At 51.2% G+C, this 21833-nt stretch carries 17 protein-coding genes and 6 tRNA genes; 21 read left to right on the top strand and 2 right to left on the bottom strand.

The features are described 5' to 3' along the window. The first annotated feature begins 317 nt into the window (after positions 1-317). The 11 genes from nagB to EC840_RS10095 all read left to right on the top strand — a co-directional run bounded on the left by nagB (position 318) and on the right by EC840_RS10095 (position 7411). On the top strand, positions 318-1118 hold the full coding sequence (gene nagB / locus EC840_RS10145) for a glucosamine-6-phosphate deaminase (protein ID WP_112287648.1): 801 nt from the start codon (positions 318-320) through the stop codon (positions 1116-1118). A gap of 143 nt (positions 1119-1261) precedes the next feature. Beyond that, the gene (gene nagA, locus EC840_RS10140) at positions 1262-2401 is read left to right on the top strand and encodes an N-acetylglucosamine-6-phosphate deacetylase (protein WP_113876050.1); all 1140 of its coding nucleotides are present in this window, start codon (positions 1262-1264) and stop codon (positions 2399-2401) included. A 20-nt stretch (positions 2402-2421) separates the two neighbouring features. After that, positions 2422-3645 (top strand): ROK family protein, encoded by a 1224-nt coding sequence (locus EC840_RS10135; RefSeq protein ID WP_112287646.1) that lies wholly within the window; start codon positions 2422-2424, stop codon positions 3643-3645. 57 nt (positions 3646-3702) lie between these two features. Beyond that, positions 3703-4455, top strand: a complete 753-nt coding sequence (locus tag EC840_RS10130) for an HAD-IIA family hydrolase (protein WP_113876248.1) — start codon at positions 3703-3705, stop codon at positions 4453-4455. Positions 4456-4817: 362 nt separating this feature from the next. Then, positions 4818-6482, top strand: coding sequence for an asparagine synthase B (gene asnB, locus EC840_RS10125; protein WP_129638374.1), 1665 nt, complete (start codon positions 4818-4820; stop codon positions 6480-6482). A 228-nt stretch (positions 6483-6710) separates the two neighbouring features. Beyond that, positions 6711-6787: transfer RNA gene (locus EC840_RS10120), tRNA-Met, on the top strand. An 8-nt stretch (positions 6788-6795) separates the two neighbouring features. Continuing rightward, positions 6796-6880: transfer RNA gene (locus tag EC840_RS10115), tRNA-Leu, on the top strand. A gap of 23 nt (positions 6881-6903) precedes the next feature. Continuing rightward, positions 6904-6978 (top strand) — tRNA-Gln (locus tag EC840_RS10110). 70 nt (positions 6979-7048) lie between these two features. Further along, positions 7049-7123: transfer RNA gene (locus tag EC840_RS10105), tRNA-Gln, on the top strand. A gap of 92 nt (positions 7124-7215) precedes the next feature. Beyond that, positions 7216-7292, top strand: a tRNA-Met gene (locus EC840_RS10100). Positions 7293-7336: 44 nt separating this feature from the next. Then, a tRNA-Gln gene (locus EC840_RS10095) sits at positions 7337-7411 on the top strand. A 142-nt stretch (positions 7412-7553) separates the two neighbouring features. Here the strand turns inward: EC840_RS10095 and ubiF are convergent. Further along, positions 7554-8738, bottom strand: a complete 1185-nt coding sequence (ubiF, locus tag EC840_RS10090) for a 3-demethoxyubiquinol 3-hydroxylase (RefSeq protein WP_132965152.1) — start codon at positions 8736-8738, stop codon at positions 7554-7556. A gap of 187 nt (positions 8739-8925) precedes the next feature. On the opposite strand from ubiF, the gene miaB reads away from it, so the two are divergent. The 9 genes from miaB (at position 8926) to EC840_RS10040 (ending at position 18403) form a co-directional block, all read left to right on the top strand. Then, entirely contained in the window at positions 8926-10350 is a 1425-nt protein-coding gene (gene miaB / locus EC840_RS10085; protein ID WP_112287667.1) for a tRNA (N6-isopentenyl adenosine(37)-C2)-methylthiotransferase MiaB, read from the top strand. A 324-nt stretch (positions 10351-10674) separates the two neighbouring features. Further along, the gene (locus EC840_RS10075; protein ID WP_113876055.1) at positions 10675-11751 is read left to right on the top strand and encodes a PhoH family protein; all 1077 of its coding nucleotides are present in this window, start codon (positions 10675-10677) and stop codon (positions 11749-11751) included. Beyond that, positions 11748-12221, top strand: a complete 474-nt coding sequence (gene ybeY / locus EC840_RS10070; protein ID WP_113876056.1) for an rRNA maturation RNase YbeY — start codon at positions 11748-11750, stop codon at positions 12219-12221. Before EC840_RS10075 ends, ybeY begins: the two co-directional genes overlap by 4 nt. Positions 12222-12321: 100 nt before the next feature. Then, positions 12322-13200: a CNNM family magnesium/cobalt transport protein CorC gene (gene corC / locus EC840_RS10065; protein WP_015698153.1), complete on the top strand. Its 879-nt coding sequence runs from the start codon at positions 12322-12324 to the stop codon at positions 13198-13200. Positions 13201-13206: 6 nt separating this feature from the next. Further along, entirely contained in the window at positions 13207-14736 is a 1530-nt protein-coding gene (gene lnt, locus EC840_RS10060) for an apolipoprotein N-acyltransferase (protein ID WP_132965150.1), read from the top strand. Positions 14737-15174: 438 nt separating this feature from the next. Next, positions 15175-16071, top strand: a complete 897-nt coding sequence (locus tag EC840_RS10055) for an amino acid ABC transporter substrate-binding protein (protein WP_112287639.1) — start codon at positions 15175-15177, stop codon at positions 16069-16071. Between the two features lie 189 nt (positions 16072-16260). Further along, positions 16261-17001 carry an amino acid ABC transporter permease gene (locus tag EC840_RS10050; RefSeq protein WP_112287638.1) on the top strand — a complete coding sequence of 247 codons (741 nt, stop codon included), beginning with the start codon at positions 16261-16263 and terminating at the stop codon, positions 16999-17001. Between the two features lie 2 nt (positions 17002-17003). Then, the gene (gene gltK / locus EC840_RS10045) at positions 17004-17681 is read left to right on the top strand and encodes a glutamate/aspartate ABC transporter permease GltK (protein WP_013576487.1); all 678 of its coding nucleotides are present in this window, start codon (positions 17004-17006) and stop codon (positions 17679-17681) included. After that, positions 17678-18403 (top strand): amino acid ABC transporter ATP-binding protein, encoded by a 726-nt coding sequence (locus EC840_RS10040; protein WP_095921160.1) that lies wholly within the window; start codon positions 17678-17680, stop codon positions 18401-18403. The genes gltK and EC840_RS10040 overlap by 4 nt, the downstream gene beginning before the upstream one ends. Before the next feature lie 62 nt (positions 18404-18465). On the opposite strand, the gene EC840_RS10035 is transcribed toward EC840_RS10040, so the two are convergent. Further along, positions 18466-18969, bottom strand: coding sequence for a zinc ribbon-containing protein (locus EC840_RS10035; protein ID WP_112287636.1), 504 nt, complete (start codon positions 18967-18969; stop codon positions 18466-18468). A gap of 268 nt (positions 18970-19237) precedes the next feature. Between EC840_RS10035 and leuS the strand changes: the two genes are divergently transcribed. Next, positions 19238-21820 carry a leucine--tRNA ligase gene (gene leuS, locus EC840_RS10030; protein ID WP_113876058.1) on the top strand — a complete coding sequence of 861 codons (2583 nt, stop codon included), beginning with the start codon at positions 19238-19240 and terminating at the stop codon, positions 21818-21820. Positions 21821-21833 lie beyond the last annotated feature (13 nt).

Genomic DNA, 21833 nt, shown 5'->3' with positions numbered 1-21833 from the left:
GTCATAACATGCCATCAGACTGGTCAACACACAAAACTTATTTTATCATTAAAAAAATCTAGACGGCATTGTGCCAGTCATAAACCGCCGCGGTGGTTTACGCTTAACAAGACCGCCTTTGAACTGACGAACTTAGTTTTTACTTTGACTACGTATATCCGCAGTCATTGACGTTGCAGGAAGGCGGCAATCGAGTGGATCCCGATGAGCTTACACAGGTAAGTGATTCGGGTGAGCGAAAGCAGCCAACGCCCCTGCAGCGTCAAGGACAAAGGATATCAACAGTATATTCAATATTCTGAAACTAGAGGTACGTGATGAGACTTATTCCTTTAAACACCACCACTGAAGTTGGCAAATGGGCTGCACGTCATATCGTTGAACGTATTAACGCTTTCAAACCTACCGCCGACCGTCCTTTCGTTCTGGGCCTGCCTACCGGTGGTACCCCTCTCGAAGCTTACAAACATTTAATCGCCATGCATAAAGCAGGCCAGGTTAGCTTCAAGAACGTCGTCACCTTTAACATGGATGAATATGTGGGTCTGCCGCAGGAACACCCTGAGAGCTACCATACTTTCATGTATAAAAACTTCTTTGATCACGTTGATATTCCACGCGAAAATATCAACTTGCTGAATGGTAATGCACCCGACGTCGACGAAGAATGTCGCCAGTACGAAGCGAAAATTAAGTCTTACGGCAAAATTAACCTGTTCATGGGTGGCGTGGGTAACGACGGTCATATCGCGTTCAACGAACCGGCTTCATCCCTGGCTTCTCGTACGCGTATCAAAACCCTGACCCATGAAACCCGTATCGCGAATTCCCGTTTCTTCGACAACGATGTGTCTCAGGTGCCAAAATTCGCCCTGACCGTTGGCGTGGGTACGCTGCTGGATGCGGAAGAAGTGATGATTCTGGTTACCGGTCACGCGAAAGCGCAGGCGCTTGAAGCCGCTGTTGAAGGTAATATCAACCACATGTGGACCATCAGTTGCCTGCAATTACACGCAAAAGCCGTTATGGTGTGTGATGAACCTTCCACCATGGAACTGAAAGTCAAAACTGTTAAATATTTCCGCGAGTTAGAAGCGGAAAATATGAAAAACCTTTAATTAACTGAGTCCCCGAAAGCATTGGAGTTGCAGCAAGGCGGCAACGGAACGAGTCTCAGGGAGCTTACTCAAGTAAGTGACCGGAGTGAGTGAAGGCAGCCAACGCTGCTGCGGCTCAAAGGATTTAGGGGAATGGGGGCATGATGTACGCATTAGTGAACTGCCGGGTCTATACCGGCCATGACGTTCTGGATAACCACGCGGTAGTGATTGCCGATGGCAAAATCGAACGTGTCTGCCCGGTGAGTGAATTGCCGGCGAATGTGGAAACCCGCAGTCTGGACGGCGCCATTCTTGCCCCCGGATTTATCGATCTGCAACTTAATGGTTGTGGCGGCGTGCAGTTCAACGATTCTCTGGAAGCCATTTCAGTAGAAACGTTAGAAATCATGCAGAAAGCCAATGAAAAATCCGGCTGTACCAGTTTCTTACCGACGCTGATCACTTGTAGCGACGACTACATGAAACACGGTATCAGCGTGATGCGCACGTATCTGGAAAAGTATCCGAACCAGGCTTTGGGTCTGCATCTGGAAGGGCCATACCTCAGCCCGGCAAAAAAAGGCACGCATAATCCAGCCTTTATCCGCCTGCCAGACAGCGCGATGATTGATTTCCTGTGCGCGAATGCTGATGTAATTACCCAACTTACGCTCGCACCGGAACAGGTTGATGCGAAATATATCCGCCAGTTGCGTGATGCAGGGATTGTAATTTCCGCTGGCCATTCAAATTCAACGTATGCTGAAGCCCGTGCCGGTTTTGCGGCAGGTATCAGCTTTGCGACGCACCTTTATAATGCAATGCCCGCCATTACCGGTCGTCAGCCTGGCCTTATTGGTGCAATCTTCGATACGCCTGAAGTGTATACCGGCGTGATTGCAGATGGTTTGCATGTGGACTGGGCCAATATCCGTAACGCGAAAAAGCTCAAAGGCGAGAAGCTGGTGCTGGTCACTGATGCCACCGCGCCAGCGGGTGCGAATATTGATGAGTTCATTTTTGCCGGTAAAACAATATACTACCGTGACGGACTCTGTGTGGACGAAAACGGTACGCTGAGCGGCTCTGCGCTGACGATGATCGAAGCGGTGCAAAACAGCGTCGAACATGTCGGAATAGCTCTGGATGAAACGCTGCGTATGGCATCGCTTTATCCGGCTCGCGCCATTGGTCTTGAAGATCAGCTTGGCAGCATCGAAGCAGGTAAAGTCGCCAACCTCACCGCGTTCACTCATGATTTTAAAATCACAAAAACTATCGTTAATGGTGACGAAGTTTAATTGAGCGGATAACAGCATTGATGACAACTGGCGGACAGCAGGCACAAATCGGCAACGTTGATCTGGTTAAGCAGTTAAACGGCGCAGCCGTTTACCGCCTGATTGACCAGCAAGGGCCCATCTCGCGCATTCAGATTGCCGACATAAGCCAGCTGGCACCCGCCAGTGTCACCAAAATTACCCGGCAATTGCTTGAGCGCGGGCTGATCAAAGAAGTGGATCAGCAGGCTTCCACGGGAGGCCGCCGCGCAATTTCCATCATTACTGAAACCCGCCCTTTCCACGCTATTGCGGTGCGCCTTGGCCGCCACGATGCAACGATTACCCTCTACGATCTCAGTGCCAAATCGCTGGCTGAACAACATTACGCCCTGCCCGAGCGCACTCAGGAAACGCTGGAGAACGCGCTGTTCGAGGCTATTGCCCAGTTCATCGAGCTGAATCAGCGTAAAATCCGCGAACTGATTGCCATTTCTGTCATCCTTCCGGGGCTGGTCGATCCTAATAAAGGAATTGTGCGCTACATGCCGCATATCAGCGTCGGTGCGTGGAAATTAGTGGATGCGCTGGAGGCAAAATTTAAAGTCACCAGTTTTGTTGGCCACGATATCCGCAGTCTGGCGCTGGCTGAGCACTATTTCGGTGCGACCCGCGACTGTCAGGACTCGATTTTGGTTCGTTTACACCGTGGTACAGGTGCCGGGATCATCGTTAACGGGCAGATTTTCCTGGGCAGCAACGGCAATGTGGGGGAAATCGGGCATATCCAAATTGATCCGCTGGGCGAACGCTGTCATTGCGGTAATTTCGGTTGTCTGGAAACCGTTGCGGCCAACGCCGCCATCGAAAATCGTGTGCGCCACCTGCTTACGCAAGGCTATGCCAGCAAACTGAGCCTGGAAGACTGTTCGATTTCCGCCATTTGTAAGGCCGCCAATCGCCACGATGCGCTAGCCACCGAAGTCATTGAGCATGTGGGGCGCCAGTTGGGTAAAGGCGTTTCGATTGCCATTAACCTGTTTAATCCGCAAAAAGTGGTGATTGCCGGTGAAATCACGGAGGCCGACAAAGTACTGCTTCCTGCGATTCAGAACTGTATTAATGCGCAGGTTCTGAAGGATTTCCGCCGCAATTTACCGGTAGTGACGTCAGCCCTGAATCATCAGTCTGCGATTGGCGCTTTTGCACTGGTCAAACGGGCGATGCTGAATGGCGTTCTGTTGCAGCGTCTGATGGAAAATTGAGACGTGCTATAGTATCAGGCTGCCAGGAATGGGACTGAAAATGTGGGTTTGGAAATCATGACAATAAAGAACGTAATTTGTGACATTGATGGCGTGCTGTTGCACGACAATACCGCAGTACCAGGCGCCGACCGTTTTCTCGCGCGAATTCAGGAACAGGGAATGCCGTTAGTGATCCTCACTAACTACCCTTCCCAGACAGCGCAGGATCTGGCTAACCGCTTCAGCGCAGCCGGTCTTGAAGTGCCTGAAAGTGCATTTTTCACCTCCGCGATGGCGACCGCCGATTTCCTGAAACGCCAGGAAGGCAAAAAAGCCTATGTCGTCGGCGAAGGCGCATTGATTCATGAACTTTATAAAGCTGGTTTCACCATTACCGATATCAATCCTGATTTCGTGATTGTTGGCGAAACCCGTTCTTACAACTGGGATATGATCCATAAAGCCGCGTATTTCGTGGCTAACGGCGCACGCTTTATCGCGACCAATCCGGATAATCACGGACACGGTTTTGTCCCGGCCTGTGGCGCGTTATGCGCACCTATCGAAAAAATCACCGGACGCCAGCCGTTTTACGTCGGCAAGCCAAGCCCGTGGATCATCCGCTCGGCGCTGAATAAAATGCAGGCACATTCCGAAGAGACGGTCATTGTGGGTGACAATCTGCGCACCGACATACTGGCGGGCTTCCAGGCCGGTCTGGAAACCATTCTGGTGCTGTCCGGCGTTTCCACGCTCAATGATATTGAGGGAATGCCATTCCGCCCGACCTGGATTTATCCTTCCGTTGCCGATATTGACGTAATTTAACGGCCACTGATAAGTCTATGAAAACGAGCCCGGATTTGACTCCCGGCTCGTTTTTTTTCGTCTTGCCGCCTGATTTTTATCCACTTTTCTATTTTTTTGAATCCTCCTCAATTTTTGGCAATTAAATTAATAATTCGCTAAAGAAAACGCCATAAAAATGATGATTCGTTAAAGATCACCCTCCCTCTACCAACTATTTATCAGAATAGCGTTAAACCACTTGCACAACATGGGGGTTTTGACGCATTTTCATAGTCAGCAACGCAACAACCGCCGGTTAAAACTGCAAGAACGGCAACGTTGATCCTCATTCATAAACATAAAAATGACAGCCAGAGAAACGTCGTTAGGGAGAAAGCAATATGTGTTCAATTTTCGGTGTGCTCGATATCAAAACTGACTCCGTCGAGCTGCGCAAAAAAGCGCTGGAACTGTCGCGCCTGATGCGTCACCGCGGACCAGACTGGTCCGGCGTGTTTGCCAGCGATAAAGCGATTCTGTCGCACGAGCGTCTGTCCATCGTTGACGTGAACAACGGCGCACAGCCTCTGTACAACGCAGCACACACTCACGTTCTGGCTGTTAACGGCGAAATCTACAACCACCAGGCTCTGCGCGCAGAACTGGGCGATAAATATGAATTCCAGACCGCATCTGACTGCGAAGTTATTCTGGCGCTGTATCAGGAGAAAGGCCCTGCCTTCCTGGATGAACTGCAAGGCATGTTCGCCTTTATTCTGTATGACACAGAAAAAGACGCGTACCTGATTGGCCGTGACCATCTGGGCATCATTCCGCTGTATATGGGTTACGACGAACACGGCAACATGTATGTCGCTTCTGAAATGAAAGCGCTGGTGCCGGTTTGCCGCACCATCAAAGAATTCCCGGCAGGCAGCTATCTGTGGAGCCAGGACGGTGAAATTCGCGAATATTACCAACGTGACTGGTTTGACTTCGAAAACGTCAAAGACAACGTCACTGACGCTGCGGCGCTGAAAGATGCGCTGGAAGAAGCAGTGAAAAGCCATCTGATGTCTGACGTGCCATACGGCGTGCTGCTGTCAGGTGGTCTGGATTCCTCCGTGATTTCCGCGATCACCAAGAAATTTGCCGGTCGTCGTATCGAAGATAAAGATCAGAGCGAAGCCTGGTGGCCGCAACTGCATTCCTTTGCGGTCGGTCTGGAAGGTTCTCCGGATCTGCGCGCAGCTCAGGAAGTCGCTAACCATTTAGGTACCGTGCACCACGAAATTCATTTCACCGTGCAGGAAGGTCTGGATGCTATCCGTGATGTTATCTATCACATCGAAACGTACGACGTGACGACTATCCGTGCATCAACGCCGATGTATCTGATGTCGCGTAAAATCAAAGCGATGGGCATCAAAATGGTGTTATCTGGCGAAGGCGCAGACGAAGTGTTGGGCGGCTACCTGTATTTCCATAAAGCGCCAAACGCCAAAGAATTCCACGAAGAAACCGTGCGTAAATTGCTGGCCCTGCACATGTATGACTGTGCGCGTGCCAACAAAGCCATGTCAGCCTGGGGTGTGGAAGCCCGCGTACCGTTCCTGGACAAAAAATTCCTCGACGTTGCGATGCGTATCAACCCTAAAGACAAGATGTGCGGCAACGGCAAGATGGAAAAACATATCCTGCGTGAATGTTTCGAGTCATATCTGCCACACAGCGTGGCATGGCGTCAGAAAGAACAATTCTCTGATGGCGTAGGTTATAGCTGGATCGATACTTTAAAAGAAGTGGCCTCTCAGCAGATCACCGATCAACAGCTCGAAACTGCGCATTTCCGTTTCCCGTACAACACGCCGACGTCCAAAGAAGGCTACCTGTACCGCACGATTTTTGAAGAATTGTTCCCGGTCCCAAGCGCGGCGGAATGCGTGCCTGGCGGCCCTTCTGTGGCCTGTTCTTCTGCGAAAGCGATTGAGTGGGATGAAGCGTTCAAAAACATGGACGATCCATCCGGGCGTGCTGTTGGCGTGCACCAGTCCGCCTACAAATAATCTCTTCCCTGGTAAATCTCCTTGTAACAAACGGGCCTGTTATGGCCCGTTTTTTTGTGGGTAAAGCCACTAAAAATAATGTCTTTTGTCCAATTAATCACCAGAGTGGTTATAAGCCAGACAAATGGACGCCATCAGGGCTTTTTCTCCAAAAAAGGTGTTGACGCAAAACGGTCATATACGCATAATGCGCCCCGCAACGCCGATGAAGGTAGCGCGAAAAAAGATGGCTACGTAGCTCAGTTGGTTAGAGCACATCACTCATAATGATGGGGTCACAGGTTCGAATCCCGTCGTAGCCACCATCTTTTTTGCGGGAGTGGCGAAATTGGTAGACGCACTAGATTTAGGTTCTAGCGCCGCAAGGTGTGCGAGTTCAAGTCTCGCCTCCCGCACCATTTCCAGACATCGGTAGCACAGTTGGGGTATCGCCAAGCGGTAAGGCACTGGTTTTTGATACCAGCATTCCCAGGTTCGAATCCTGGTACCCCAGCCATTTTCTTATCTTTCACATTGCGTTACTGATGTGTTTGTGAGGAAAATCCAATTTGAAGAAGTTGTACTGTTGGGGTATCGCCAAGCGGTAAGGCACTGGTTTTTGATACCAGCATACCCTGGTTCGAATCCAGGTACCCCAGCCATACTTCTTTCTGTATAATTGGTAAGCACTTGAAATTTATTATTAAGTTAGTTAAATTAGTGCTTGAAGTTTTGAAGTAAGTCAGTAAAATTTGGCTACGTAGCTCAGCTGGTTAGAGCACATCACTCATAATGATGGGGTCACAGGTTCAAATCCCGTCGTAGCCACCATTTTACTTGCAGTACACTGCTCAAAAGGTAGTGAGAAATAAAATTGGGGTGTCGCCAAGCGGTAAGGCTCTGGTTTCTGATACCAGCATACCCAGGTTCGAATCCTGGCACCCCAGCCACATTAAGAAAGCCCGCCTCGTGCGGGCTTTTTGCTATTTGTCTTTTAGTCAGCAAAAAAGACGTGCGGGCTTTTTGCTATTTGTCTTTTAGTCAGCAAAAAAGAAAGGCAAACCAGTATTTCTCCGGTTTGCCCTGAGCTGATTATATCCCTAAAGCATATTTCAGTGCTTTGGTTTTCAGTGCGCCGGCACGCTGTGCGGTCATTAACGCCAGATTACGCAACGCTTTCACCGGTGGCAGATCGTTGCTGAAGGCGGTATAGAACAAATCCATGCCGCTTTGCATCAGCAAATTATCCAGACGACGCTGACGCTGATAGCGTAACAACACTTTTTCACTGCTCCACGCCTCATCATGATCACGCGCTTTCTCCAGCACTGAGAGCAATGCTTCCACGTCACGATATCCCAGATTCACGCCCTGCCCTGCCAGCGGATTAATGGTATGCGCCGCGTCACCCACCAGCGCCAGCCCCGGTAACACGTAACGCTGAGCATGACGGCGAACCAGCGGAAACGCCCCTGCGGACAGGGCTTTCACTGTGCCCAGTCGTGCAGGGAACGCCTGCATCACTTCTGTTGTGAGCTGCTGCATATTCAGCGTTTTCAGATAACGGATACGCTGCGGACTGTCATACCAGACCAGCGAGGCCTGATTGCCGAACAGAGGCAGAAACGCCCGCGGGCCGGAAGGGAAAAATTGCTGCCAGGTGACGTCCTGATCCGGCGTTTCAGTTTCAACGTTAATCAGCATGCAGTGCTGGCGGTATTCCCAGCCATCCACGCCAATGCCCGCCAGCTGGCGTACCAGTGAGTTCGCCCCGTCGGCGGCAATCACCAGTTTCGTACGCAACAAATCCCCCGTAGTCAGCTGAAGCGACCAGGTTTTATCATCGTGCTGCAAAAGATGGCGTAACTTTGCCGGACAAAAACGCGTCAGATTGGTGAGTGCGTCGAACTGCTGCCACAACGCAAGCTGCAATACACGGTTTTCGACCATGAATCCAAGCTCCGGTAATCCTAGGGATTGCGCGTCAAATTTCACCTCAGAACCGTCCACTTCCCAGGTTTCCAGGCGGCGGTACGGTACTGAGCGCATTTTCTCAACGGATTCCCATGCGCCCAGTTTCTGTAAAAAGCGGGCGGATGCACAGCCAATGGCGGAAATACGCAAATCAGCCGGTGCCGACGGGTCAAATCCGGCGGGCGCTTCATTCTCTATCAGTGCGACTTGCAGACCTTGTTTTGCCAGTCCCTGCGCCGCGGCTGCGCCGACCATGCCGCCGCCGACAATTACTGCATCAAATGTCTTCTCAGAATTATTCATTTTATTCCGGCTTTCTGTTCAGTTCATTATGCGAAGTGTACCGGATTTTTATGTCAGCATCAGGGCCTAAGCTGCTTTCCTGCACTGGTCAGCACCGGAGTGAGGGTTTACAATAGCGCCCCTGAACTATGCTATGCACTGCGGCATTGCCGATCTCACGTTCCCCGTATTGAGTACTGACACGCTGATGACTAAAAAACTGCACATAAAAACCTGGGGCTGCCAGATGAATGAATATGATTCATCTAAGATGGCTGACCTTCTCGACAGCACCCATGGTTACCAGCTGACGGATAACGCTGAAGAAGCAGACATTCTGCTCCTGAACACCTGCTCAATCAGGGAAAAAGCGCAGGAGAAAGTCTTCAGCCTGCTCGGACACTGGAAATTACTGAAGAAGAAAAATCCGGATATCATTATCGGCGTCGGTGGCTGCGTAGCCTCGCAGGAAGGCGAAATGCTGCGTAAACGCGCGCCTTGTGTTGATATCGTCTTCGGCCCGCAAACCCTGCACCGCCTGCCAGAAATGGTGAACCATGTGCGTGGCACTAAAAGCCCTGTCGTCGATATCAGTTTCCCTGAAATCGAAAAATTTGACCGGCTGCCGGAACCGCGCGCCGACGGCCCGACCGCTTTCGTTTCCATCATGGAAGGCTGCAACAAATATTGCAGCTTCTGCGTGGTGCCTTATACCCGCGGCGAAGAAGTCAGCCGCCCGTGCGATGACGTGCTGTTCGAAGTCGCCCAGCTGGCCGCGCAAGGCGTACGTGAAGTCAATCTGCTGGGCCAGAACGTCAATGCGTATCGCGGCGATTCTTTTGACGGCGGCATCTGCACCTTCGCTGAGCTGCTGCGTCTGGTGGCGGCCATTGACGGCATCGACCGTATCCGTTTCACCACCAGTCATCCGGTCGAATTTACCGATGACATTATTGATGTCTACAAAGACACGCCGGAAGTGGTGAGCTTCCTGCATCTGCCGATTCAGAGCGGTTCCGACCGCATTCTGACCATGATGAAACGCCCTCATACGGTGCTGGAATACAAATCGACGATCCGTAAGTTACGCGCTGCGCGTCCTGATATTCATTTCAGTTCAGATTTCATCATTGGCTTCCCTGGTGAAACCAATGAAGATTTTGAACGCACAATGGATTTGATCGCACAGGTCAATTACGACGTCAGTTTCAGCTTCATCTACTCTCCGCGCCCTGGCACACCGGCGGCGGACATGGTGGATGATGTGAGCATGGACGAGAAGAAACAGCGTCTGGCGCTGTTACAGGACAGAATCACTCAGCAGGTCATGCGTTTCAGCCGCGCCACGCTGGGCACCGTTCAGCGCATTCTGGTGGAAGGCACGTCCCGCAAGGACATTATGGAGCTGACCGGGCGTACCGAATGTAACCGCGTGGTCAACTTCGAAGGCACGCCGGATATGATCGGTAAGTTCGTGGATGTCGAAATTGTCGATGTGTATGCCAACTCACTGCGCGGTGTGGTTGTCCGCACTGAAGAACAGATGGCGCTGCGCCTGCATGAATCTCCGCAATCGGTCATCGAACGTACCCGTAAAGAAAATGAATTGGGCGTTGGAATGTATCAACCCTGAACCATAGTAATGATGTATGACCCGATATCGACAGGGCGCTCCGGCGTCCTGTTTCTTTTGAGATTTTCGCTAATACCTTCATCACAAGGGTTTAATTTTCCAGCAAAGGCCGCATATCCGGATGAAGGTCCCTGCAACTGCTGCCACGGCGCAGCATATTTTGCCAAGGGCATGTATTATTAAGTCAGGTATGGTTGACGGCTGAAAGCAGTAATCAGCCGGGTGTTTCATAAAACGTACCCGTAATAATTCGAGTTGCATAAAGTCGAGTGAATGCAGCCAACACACTCTGTAGCTTCAGTATGAAGGGTAAACTGGTCCGAAGTGACCCAAAGGATTCGTTTGAACGTTGTAACACAAGAGATTTTACTGGAGCCCGAAGACAACCAGCGTTTGCTGAGCCTGTGCGGGCCGTTTGATGACAATATCAAACAACTGGAGCGCCGGTTGGGCGTTGAAATCAACCGTCGTGATAACGCGTTTAAATTGGTCGGAAAGAGTCTGCCTGTTGCGGCAGCCGCCGACATCCTGCGTGATTTATACGTAGACACTGCGCCGCTGCGTGGTGAAATCCAGGATATCGACCCTGAAAAAATCCATCTGGCGATCAAAGAAAGCCGGGTGCTGGAACAAACCGCAGAAAGCGTGCCGGATTTCGGCAAAGCGGTCATTATTAAAACCAAGCGCGGGATGGTGAAGCCGCGTACGCCAAATCAGGCGCAATACATCGCTAATATCCTCGACCACGATATCACCTTCGGGATTGGTCCTGCGGGTACGGGTAAAACCTATCTGGCCGTGGCTGCTGCGGTGGATGCGCTGGAGCGTCAGGAAGTACGCCGTATTCTGCTGACCCGCCCTGCTGTTGAAGCCGGTGAAAAGCTGGGCTTCCTGCCGGGCGATCTCAGCCAGAAAGTCGACCCGTATCTGCGCCCGCTGTATGACGCATTATTCGAAATGCTCGGCTTTGAAAAAGTTGAAAAACTGATTGAGCGCAACGTCATTGAAGTCGCCCCGCTGGCTTACATGCGTGGCCGTACGCTGAACGACGCTTTTATTATTCTCGATGAAAGCCAGAACACTTCGATAGAACAGATGAAGATGTTCCTGACCCGTATTGGTTTTAACTCCAAAGCGGTGATCACCGGTGACGTCACGCAAATCGACTTGCCGCGTCATCAGAAATCAGGGCTTCGTCATGCCATTGAAGTGCTGTCTTCCGTTGAAGAACTCAGCTTCAACTTCTTCCACAGTGAGGACGTCGTCCGTCATCCGGTGGTGGCGCGCATTGTTGTCGCGTACGAAGCCTGGGAAGAAGAAGACCAAAAACGCCGCGATGCGATTGCCGCAGAGCGTAAACATGAACACCAGAACAGCTCAACACAACAGGCCGGTCAATGAATACGGTAATTCTCGATTTACAAATTGCCTGCGAAGAACCCGCAGGTTTACCGTCTGAAAATGACTTTCAAAAATGGCTCGAAGCTGTTCTTCCACAATTTCAGGAAGAATCGGAAGTGACCATCCGTCTGGTCGATATCCCCGAAAGTCATGAACTGAATATGACGTATCGTGGCATGGATAAACCGACCAACGTGTTATCCTTCCCGTTCGAAGCACCTCCGGGTATGGAGATGCCACTTCTTGGCGACCTGATTATTTGTCGTCAGGTCGTTGAGAAAGAAGCGAAAGAGCAGGATAAAGAACTTCTGGCTCACTGGGCGCATATGGTGATTCACGGCAGTTTGCATTTGCTGGGCTATGACCATATCGTTGACGAAGAAGCCGAAGAAATGGAATCGATTGAAACTGAAATCATGCACGGTTTGGGTTATCCAGATCCGTACATTTCAGAGAAAGAAGACCACTGATTTATCAGTAAACTCGCGCAGCGCCTGCCCGGTGAAGGTTTATCATCCGCAGGCGTTTCGCATAATTTTCACTAACTACGAGTAAAAAAAACCAAACGCCATGAGCGATGACCATTCACAAAATAGTGACAGCCCCAGTCCCAAGAAGGGCTTCTTTTCCCTTATCCTTAGCCAGCTTTTTCACGGTGAACCTAAAAACCGTGGCGATCTGGTTGAGCTGATCCGTGATTCAGAACAAAACGATCTGATCGACCCCGATACCCGGGACATGCTGGAAGGCGTGATGGATATCGCCGAGCAGCGCGTGCGGGACATCATGATCCCGCGTTCTCAGATGATCACGCTAAAACGCAATCAGCCGCTGGAAGAGTGCCTCGATGTCATCATCGAATCCGCACACTCACGCTTCCCGGTGATCAGCGAAGATAAGGATCACATTGAAGGCATCCTGATGGCCAAAGACCTGTTGCCGTTTATGCGCACAGAGTCTGAACCCTTCAGCATCGATAAAGTGCTGAGAACCGCGGTCGTTGTTCCTGAAAGCAAACGCGTAGACCGCATGCTGAAAGAATTCCGCTCCCAGCGTTACCACATGGCGATTGTCGTGGATGAATTCGGCGGCGTTTCCGGTCTGGTCACCATCGAAGATATTCTCGAACTGATCGTCGGCGAAATCGATGATGAGTACGACGAAGCGGAAGATCTGGATATTCGCCAGCTCAGCCGTCATACGTATACCGTCCGCGCCCTCGCGCCGATTGAAGATTTCAATGAAGTGTTCCAGACCCACTACAGTGACGACGAAGTCGATACCATTGGTGGTCTGGTGATGCAGTCATTTGGCCATTTACCGGCGCGTGGCGAAAGCATTGAAATTGACGGTTACCTGTTCAAGGTTGCGATGGCCGACAGCCGCCGTATCATTCAGGTTCACGTAAAAATACCGGACGACGCGCCGCAACCGATACTGGAAGAATAATTCTCCATGGCAATTGCCTCTTTATATCAACGCCAGCGGGTTCGCGCCCTGCTGGCGCTCTTTTTCGGTGCCTGGGGCACGCTGTCATTTTCCCCTTATGACTTCTGGCCTGCGGCGATTATTTCGCTGTGCGGTCTGCTGGCATTCACGCTCGATCGCCGTCCGGGTCAGGCCGCATTGATCGGCTTCTTCTGGGGGATGGGACTGTTTGGCAGCGGCGTAAACTGGGTGTATGTCAGTATCGCCACCTTTGGCGGCATGCCGGAAGCGATTAACCTTTTCCTCGTCGTGTTGCTGGCAGCCTATTTGTCGCTGTACACCATGCTGTTTGCCGGATTGTTCAGCAAACTGTGGCCAAAAACCACCTGGTGGAAACTGGCTCTTGGCGCGCCCGCCCTGTGGCAGATGACTGAATTTCTGCGCGGCTGGGTACTGACCGGTTTCCCGTGGCTACAGTTTGGTTACAGTCAGATCGACGGCCCGCTGAAAGGCCTTGCCCCCATCACTGGCGTCGACGGCATCACGATTTTGCTCACTTCGCTGAGCGGCCTGATTGTGTATGCGGTACATCAGCGTCGCATCACGCCGGGGATCATTGCTGTTGCTATGTTGCTGCTGCCGTGGCCGTTGCGCTATATCCACTGGTATCAGGAACAGACCGATAAAACGGTCGATGTGGCACTGGTTCAGGGCAATATTCCGCAGTCGATGAAGTGGGATCCAAAGGCGCTGGAAAGTGCATTGCAGACCTATCTGGATCTCAGCCGTCCGTTCGTGGGCAAATCCAGCATGATCATCTGGCCGGAATCGGCGATTTCAGACATTGAATCCGATCAGCAAGGTTTCCTGAGCATGGTAGATAATATCTATCGCTCACACGGCACTCAACTCATCACCGGCATTATCGATGCACGCCGTAACGAAGAAGGCATGAAGGTGTATAACAGCGCCATCGTGCTCGGCGGGGAAAAGCCGTATCGCTATCCCGACGAAAATCGTTTCAACAAGCATCATCTGGTGCCGTTCGGTGAATTCGTGCCGCTTGAAACAATTCTTCGCCCTCTGGCACCGTTCTTTGATTTGCCGATGTCAGGACTTACCAGTGGTGATTACGTGCAAAAACCGCTGGTGGTCAGCGGCCTGAATCTGACCACGGCAATATGTTATGAAGTGGTCTTCGGTGAACAGGTGCGTGATAACCTGCAACCGGACACTAACTTCCTGCTGACGATTTCCAATGATGCCTGGTTCGGACATTCCATCGGCCCGTGGCAGCATTTCCAGATGGCACGTATGCGTTCGCTCGAACTGGGTCGCCCGTTACTGCGCAGCACCAACAACGGCATTACCGCCGTGGTGAATGCGCAGGGCGATGTGACACACGAAATCCCGCAATTCACCCGTCAGGTGCTGAACGTGAAAGTCACACCGACAACCGGTATGACACCGTATGCCCGGGTGGGCTGGTGGCCGGTATGGTTCGCAACAGTAGTGATGGCGGGCGCCGCCTTGTGGCTTGGCCGTCGTAAATCCTAAGTAAACGCATTTCGCAGTGAAAACAGGCACCTCCGGGTGCCTGTTCTTTTATGTCGCACCCTGTTCTGCCCCGCTCTTCCCGCCCCCTTTTACCTGCTACCGATTGTTGAGACTGCCGCATTTAGCGCTGCAGGAATGACGGCTAATGAAGTTAAATCGGGCTATCTGGCACGAGTCTTGCTACATCTGATTGAAAGATATCTGTTTAGTGATTTTTTGCGACGGGATGCATCATTTTGATACAAACAGGCTGATCCTCATGCACTTTTTCAGTGCGCAGCCATTTGATTGCTTCGAATTGGTGCGCGTCTCGTCTCAAAAAAGAAACAATATGGTTTCATAATATTCACATTCAGCTATTTTCTAGCTTCATATGACGAGGCATTAGTACTTTCTGATCCCTGAGTTTGGATCCCTAATGACAGCAAGGAGTTGGACATGCAATTGCGCAAATTGGCATTATCAGTACTGTTGGCAAGCGTTACCGTAAGCAGCTTTGCTCACGCAGAAGAACTGACCGGTACCCTGAAAAAAATTAAAGACAACGGCGTTATCGTTGTGGGTCACCGCGAATCCTCAGTGCCCTTCTCTTATTACAATAACGAACAAAAAGTCGTGGGTTATTCACAGGACTACTCTGACGCTATCGTCGATGCCGTGAAGAAAAAACTCGACCTGCCAAACCTGCAAGTCAAGATGATGCCGATCACTTCCCAGAACCGTATCCCGCTGTTGCAAAATGGGACCTACGATTTTGAGTGCGGTTCAACCACCAACAACCTGGAACGTCAGCAACAGGCCGCGTTCTCTGACACCATCTTCGTGATTGGTACCCGCCTGCTGGTGAAAAAAGGCTCCGACATTAAAGATTTTGCTGATCTGAAAGGCAAAACTGTGGTGGTGACTTCCGGTACTACCTCAGAAGTGCTGCTCAACAAGCTTAACGAAGAGAAGAAACTGGATCTGCGCATCATCAGCGCGAAAGACCACGGTGACTCCTTCCGTACGCTGGAAACTGGCCGTGCTGTTGCCTTTATGATGGACGATGCCCTGCTGGCCGGTGAACGTGCTAAAGCCAAAAAACCTGATAACTGGGAAATCATCGGCACGCCGCAGTCCAAAGAAGCTTATGGCTGCATGATGCGTAAAGACGATGCGGAGTTCAAAAAACTGGTTGATGACACCATCGTGAAAGCGCAGACCTCCGGTGAAGCCACTAAATGGTTTGAAACCTGGTTCAAAAAACCAATTCCTCCTAAAAACCTGAACATGAACTTTGAACTGTCTGACGACATGAAAGCTCTGTTCAAAGCGCCAAACGATAAAGCGCTGTAAGAAATACCAGACAGACAGGTATAACCAAGAGAAGAGTGAAAAGTGACTAAAATATAAGGCTGGCCCACCAGCCTGTGATGATAAAGATGCGGGGTGGTCGTTCCCCACCCCGCGTTTCTTCCCATTCACTTTAGGCGGAATTACGTCATCACTCAGAGGGTAATTCATTACCCGTTTTACGGAGTTTTTATGTCAATAGATTGGAACTGGGGCATTTTTCTGCAACAAGCGCCCTTTGGCAATACCACTTATCTGGGCTGGATTTGGAATGGATTTCAGGTCACTGTCGCACTGTCAATTTGCGCATGGATCATCGCCTTCTTCGTCGGCTCTCTGTTCGGTATCTTACGTACCGTCCCCAATCGCGTCCTATCAGGCATTGGTACGTGTTACGTTGAGTTATTCCGTAACGTCCCATTGATCGTTCAGTTCTTCATCTGGTATCTGGTGGTCCCTGAATTACTGCCGGAAAATATCGGCATGTGGTTTAAATCTGAACTGGCGCCGGACGTGCAATTCTTCACCTCATCTGTGATTTGTCTCGGTTTGTTCACCGCTGCCCGCGTGTGCGAGCAGGTGCGTGCTGCGATTCAGTCACTGCCAAGCGGGCAACGCAACGCGGGACTGGCGATGGGTCTGACCCTGCCACAAACCTACCGTTATGTGCTTTTGCCGAATGCTTATCGCGTGATTGTGCCGCCGATGACTTCTGAGATGGTCAACCTTGTTAAAAACTCCGCCATCGCCTCGACGATTGGTCTGGTCGATATGGCGGCACAGGCCGGTAAATTGCTGGATTACTCCGCGCATGCGTATGAGTCTTTCACCGCGATTACCCTGGCTTATGTTCTGATTAATGCCGTCATCATGCTGCTGATGCACTTTGTAGAACGGAAAGTCCGCCTGCCGGGCAACATGGGAGGTAAATAAGCATGCATGAATTTGACTGGAGTTCTATTGGTCCCGGTCTGCCCTATCTGTGGCAAGGCATGGTCATTACGCTGAAGATTACGTCACTGGCGATTGTGGTCGGTATTTTGTGGGGCACGTTGCTGGCGGTGATGCGTTTATCGACGTTTAAACCGATCAGCTGGTTTGCTTCTGCCTACGTCAATCTGTTCCGTGCCGTTCCGCTGGTGATGGTGTTGTTGTGGTTCTATCTGATTGTGCCGGGCTTTTTACAGAAAGTGCTCGGGCTGTCACCGAAAACCGATATCCGCCTGATTTCAGCGATGGTGGCATTTGCGCTGTTTGAAGCGGCCTACTATTCCGAGATCATCCGCGCAGGCATTATCAGTATCGCCCGCGGCCAGTCTTCTGCCGCACTGGCGCTGGGTATGACGCAGTGGCAGTCGATGAAGCTGGTTATATTGCCGCAGGCTTTCCGCGCCATGGTGCCGCTGCTGCTGACACAGGCAATCGTATTATTCCAGGATACTTCGCTGGTGTACGTTCTGGGCCTCGCGGACTTCTTCCGCAGTGCATCCAACATTGGCGACCGCGACGGTACGCTGGTTGAGATGGTGCTGTTTGCAGGACTTATTTACTTTGTTATCAGCCTTTGTGCTTCCTTGCTGGTGCGTTATTTGAAGAAAAGGACCGTTTCATGATTTCACTGAAGAATGTTTCTAAATGGTACGGGCACTTTCAGGTGCTTACCGATTGCAGCACCGAAGTTAAAAAAGGTGAAGTTGTGGTGGTTTGCGGGCCTTCCGGCTCAGGTAAATCGACGCTGATCAAAACCGTTAACGGTCTGGAGCCGGTTCAGAAAGGCCAAATCCTGGTTAACGGCACGCCAGTGAATGATAAGAAAACCAATCTGGCGCAACTGCGTGCCAAAGTGGGCATGGTGTTCCAGCATTTTGAATTGTTCCCGCACCTTTCTATCATTGATAACCTGACGCTGGCACAGGTCAAGGTCCTGAAACGCGATAAAGCCGCAGCAAAAGACAAAGGCCTGAAATTACTGGATCGCGTCGGTTTATCCGCACATGCCAATAAGTTTCCGGGTCAGCTTTCCGGTGGTCAGCAGCAGCGTGTGGCGATTGCCCGTGCGTTATGTATGGATCCTATCGCCATGTTGTTTGACGAACCGACTTCTGCGCTTGATCCGGAAATGATCAACGAAGTGCTGGACGTAATGGTTGAACTGGCAAACGAAGGCATGACGATGATGGTGGTCACGCACGAAATGGGCTTCGCCCGTAAAGTGGCTAACCGCGTGATTTTCATGGATGAAGGTAAAATTGTGGAAGATCGTAATAAAGACGATTTCTTCAATAATCCGGAATCAGACCGTGCGCGGGACTTCCTGGCGAAAATCCTGCACTGATCAGACTAGTTCCAGCAACAGGAACAAATCAGCCCCGCATTTGCGGGGCTGATTATTGATAATCAAGGCTCAAACGGACGGCGCGTAAACTCTGTATGGCCGCACTTAGGACATTTGCTCAGAATTTCCGGCGTATACACCGCTAAATTGAAATGACAGTTTTCACAGACCAGATTTCCCAGCCCGACTACTTCCCCGCTGTGATAAATCCCGTGATGGCTGACATCTTTAAACACTTCTTTCCATTCCAGCTGGGTTTTGTCGGTCATATCCGCCAGCTCTTTCCACAGGCTTTCTTTAATCACCCGCATAAATACGCTGTCCGTGCCGTCATCTTCAGCTTCTGCTACTGCCTGCTGATTTTCAGAATAACTGCGCGCAAACTCATGCAGGTCGCGTCTTACCGCTGACGTTAGCTGTTCAATCTGGATTTCAGACAGTTTGCCTTCGTTTTGCAGCTCAATACGGGCATCCTGCACCAGCGCGCTGATATCACGTTCCCCATTTTTTAACCGTTCAGTGAGTGAAGCCACCAGCTGGCGGTAAGATTGCGTAATATTGCTCATAATTTCTTCTCCTTGAACTGACGTGATCATTTGCCCGACGAAAGCGCATTGACTTTATTTTAGCCGTAAATCCCTGATCCGTTGCGCAGATTATGTCGTGCCGGCTCGCAGATTATGAATATTGCGCCAATAGCGGACAGAAATCCCCTTTAGCCTTCGCTGGGTGTTGTTGCACCATCCGCTTATCAGCTATGCTATGCGGATCTTTTGATTAAAACTTTTTGAGCTACAGGCGTAGCTGTTTTCACTCACAGGACCACCGGCCGCCATGCAAGAGCAATACCGTCCAGAAGACATCGAGTCACACGTTCAGCTTCACTGGCAAGAGAAGCAAACCTTCAAAGTTACCGAACAGCCTGGCAAGGAGAAATACTACTGCCTCTCCATGTTGCCTTACCCGTCGGGTCGTCTCCATATGGGACACGTGCGCAACTACACCATCGGTGACGTGATTTCCCGTTATCAGCGTATGCTCGGCAAAAACGTTCTGCAGCCAATCGGCTGGGATGCTTTCGGCCTGCCTGCTGAAGGTGCTGCGGTGAAAAACAACACTGCGCCTGCTCCGTGGACGTACGAAAACATCGAATACATGAAGAACCAGCTTAAATTGCTGGGCTTCGGCTATGACTGGGATCGCGAAGTGGCGACCTGCAAACCGGATTATTATCGCTGGGAACAATGGTTCTTCACCAAGCTGTATGAAAAAGGCATGGTTTATAAGAAGACCTCCGCGGTGAACTGGTGCCCGCATGACCTGACCGTTCTGGCGAACGAACAGGTTATCGATGGCTGCTGCTGGCGTTGTGATACCAAAGTAGAACGCAAAGAAATTCCTCAGTGGTTTATCAAAATCACCGATTACGCCGATCAGCTGCTTAACGATCTGGACACGCTGGAAAGCTGGCCAGAGCAGGTTAAGACCATGCAGCGTAACTGGATTGGCCGTTCCGAAGGCGTAGAAATCACTTTTGACGTGGCAGACAGCGACGAAAAAGTGACGGTTTACACCACCCGTCCGGACACCTTCATGGGCGCGACTTATGTCGCCGTGGCTGCGGGTCATCCGCTGGCGCAACAGGGTGCACAAAACAATCCTGCCCTGACCGATTTCATCGATGAATGCCGCAATACCAAAGTTGCCGAAGCAGAAATGGCAACAATGGAGAAAAAAGGCATGGCAACCGGTCTGTTTGCTATTCACCCGCTGTCTGGTGAAAAGCTGCCAATCTGGGTCGCTAACTTCGTTCTGATGGAATACGGCACCGGCGCCGTGATGGCCGTTCCAGGTCACGACCAGCGTGACTGGGAATTCGCCACTAAATATGACCTGCAAATTAAACCGGTTATCCTGAATCTTGATGGCAGCCAGCCTGACGTCAGCGCAGAAGCGATGACCGAGAAAGGCACGCTGTTCAATTCAGGCGAATTTGACGGTCTGAGCCACGAAGACGGCTTTAATGCCATTGCCGACAAACTGGTTGCTCAGGGCGTAGGTCAGCGCAAAGTCAACTACCGCCTGCGCGACTGGGGTGTTTCCCGTCAGCGTTACTGGGGTGCACCAATCCCGATGATCACGCTGGAAGACGGTACCGTTATTCCTACACCAGAAGATCAACTGCCGGTTATTCTGCCGGAAGACGTCGTAATGGATGGCATCACCAGCCCGATCAAAGCCGATCCTGAGTGGGCGAAAACCACCGTGAACGGTATCCCGGGTCTGCGTGAAACCGACACCTTCGATACCTTCATGGAATCTTCCTGGTATTACGCGCGTTACACCTGCCCGCAATATGACGAAGGTATGCTGGATCCGGCTGCTGCCAACTACTGGCTGCCGGTTGATCAGTATGTCGGTGGTATCGAACACGCCATCATGCACCTGATGTATTTCCGCTTCTTCCACAAACTGATGCGTGACGCAGGTCTGGTTGATTCTGACGAACCGGCAAAACGTCTGCTGTGTCAGGGTATGGTTCTGGCTGACGCCTTCTACCACACCGGCAGCAACGGCGAACGTATCTGGGTTTCTCCGACAGATGCCACGGTTGAGCGTGACGAAAAAGGCCGCATTACTAAAGCCACTGATCCGCAGGGCCGCGAGCTGATTTATGCCGGCATGAGCAAGATGTCCAAGTCTAAAAACAACGGCATCGACCCGCAGGTCATGGTAGATAAATACGGCGCCGATACTGTGCGTCTGTTTATGATGTTCGCTTCACCGGCTGAAATGACGCTGGAATGGCAGGAATCAGGCGTTGAAGGGGCAAACCGCTTCCTGAAACGCGTCTGGAAACTGGCCTTCGAGCACACTGCAAAAGGCGCTACCGTTGATCTGGACGCAGCTTCTCTGAACGAAGCGCAAAAAGATCTGCGTCGCGACCTGCACAAAACGATCGCTAAAGTGACCGATGATATCGGCCGTCGTCAGACCTTCAACACCGCTATTGCAGCCGTGATGGAGCTGATGAATAAACTGGGGCGTGCGCCGCAAGAGACCGAACAGGATCGTGCGTTGCTGCAGGAAGCGTTGCTGGCGGTTGTGCGTATGCTTTATCCGTTCACTCCACACGTATGCTTCACCCTCTGGCAGTCACTGAAAGGTGAAGGCGATGTCGATACCGCGCCGTGGCCACAGGCTGACGAAAAGGCAATGGTTGAAGACTCTAAGCTGGTCGTGGTACAGGTGAACGGTAAAGTGCGTGCTAAAATCACCGTAGCCGCTGATGCTACCGAGCAGCAAGTGCGCGAGCGTGCGGCAGAAGAGCATTTGGTCGCAAAATATCTGGATGGGGTTACGGTTCGCAAAGTAATCTACGTCCCGGGCAAACTTCTTAACCTGGTTGTAGGTTGAGTCAAGGAGGATC

Origin of the sequence: Rahnella sp. JUb53, assembly GCF_004346065.1 — a bacterium.
Lineage (GTDB): Bacteria > Pseudomonadota > Gammaproteobacteria > Enterobacterales > Enterobacteriaceae > Rahnella > Rahnella variigena.
Note: the sequence above shows the minus strand (reverse complement) of the source record. Positions and strands in the feature narration are given on the sequence as shown.

Coding starts and splice junctions, on each gene's coding strand:
- nagB (WP_112287648.1), top strand. CDS start 318: ATGAGACTTATTCCTTTAAACACCACCACTGAAGTTGGCAAATGGGCT.
- nagA (WP_113876050.1), top strand. CDS start 1,262: ATGTACGCATTAGTGAACTGCCGGGTCTATACCGGCCATGACGTTCTG.
- EC840_RS10135 (WP_112287646.1), top strand. CDS start 2,422: ATGACAACTGGCGGACAGCAGGCACAAATCGGCAACGTTGATCTGGTT.
- EC840_RS10130 (WP_113876248.1), top strand. CDS start 3,703: ATGACAATAAAGAACGTAATTTGTGACATTGATGGCGTGCTGTTGCAC.
- asnB (WP_129638374.1), top strand. CDS start 4,818: ATGTGTTCAATTTTCGGTGTGCTCGATATCAAAACTGACTCCGTCGAG.
- ubiF (WP_132965152.1), bottom strand. CDS start 8,738: ATGAATAATTCTGAGAAGACATTTGATGCAGTAATTGTCGGCGGCGGC.
- miaB (WP_112287667.1), top strand. CDS start 8,926: ATGACTAAAAAACTGCACATAAAAACCTGGGGCTGCCAGATGAATGAA.
- ybeY (WP_113876056.1), top strand. CDS start 11,748: ATGAATACGGTAATTCTCGATTTACAAATTGCCTGCGAAGAACCCGCA.
- corC (WP_015698153.1), top strand. CDS start 12,322: ATGAGCGATGACCATTCACAAAATAGTGACAGCCCCAGTCCCAAGAAG.
- lnt (WP_132965150.1), top strand. CDS start 13,207: ATGGCAATTGCCTCTTTATATCAACGCCAGCGGGTTCGCGCCCTGCTG.
- EC840_RS10055 (WP_112287639.1), top strand. CDS start 15,175: ATGCAATTGCGCAAATTGGCATTATCAGTACTGTTGGCAAGCGTTACC.
- EC840_RS10050 (WP_112287638.1), top strand. CDS start 16,261: ATGTCAATAGATTGGAACTGGGGCATTTTTCTGCAACAAGCGCCCTTT.
- gltK (WP_013576487.1), top strand. CDS start 17,004: ATGCATGAATTTGACTGGAGTTCTATTGGTCCCGGTCTGCCCTATCTG.
- EC840_RS10040 (WP_095921160.1), top strand. CDS start 17,678: ATGATTTCACTGAAGAATGTTTCTAAATGGTACGGGCACTTTCAGGTG.
- EC840_RS10035 (WP_112287636.1), bottom strand. CDS start 18,969: ATGAGCAATATTACGCAATCTTACCGCCAGCTGGTGGCTTCACTCACT.
- leuS (WP_113876058.1), top strand. CDS start 19,238: ATGCAAGAGCAATACCGTCCAGAAGACATCGAGTCACACGTTCAGCTT.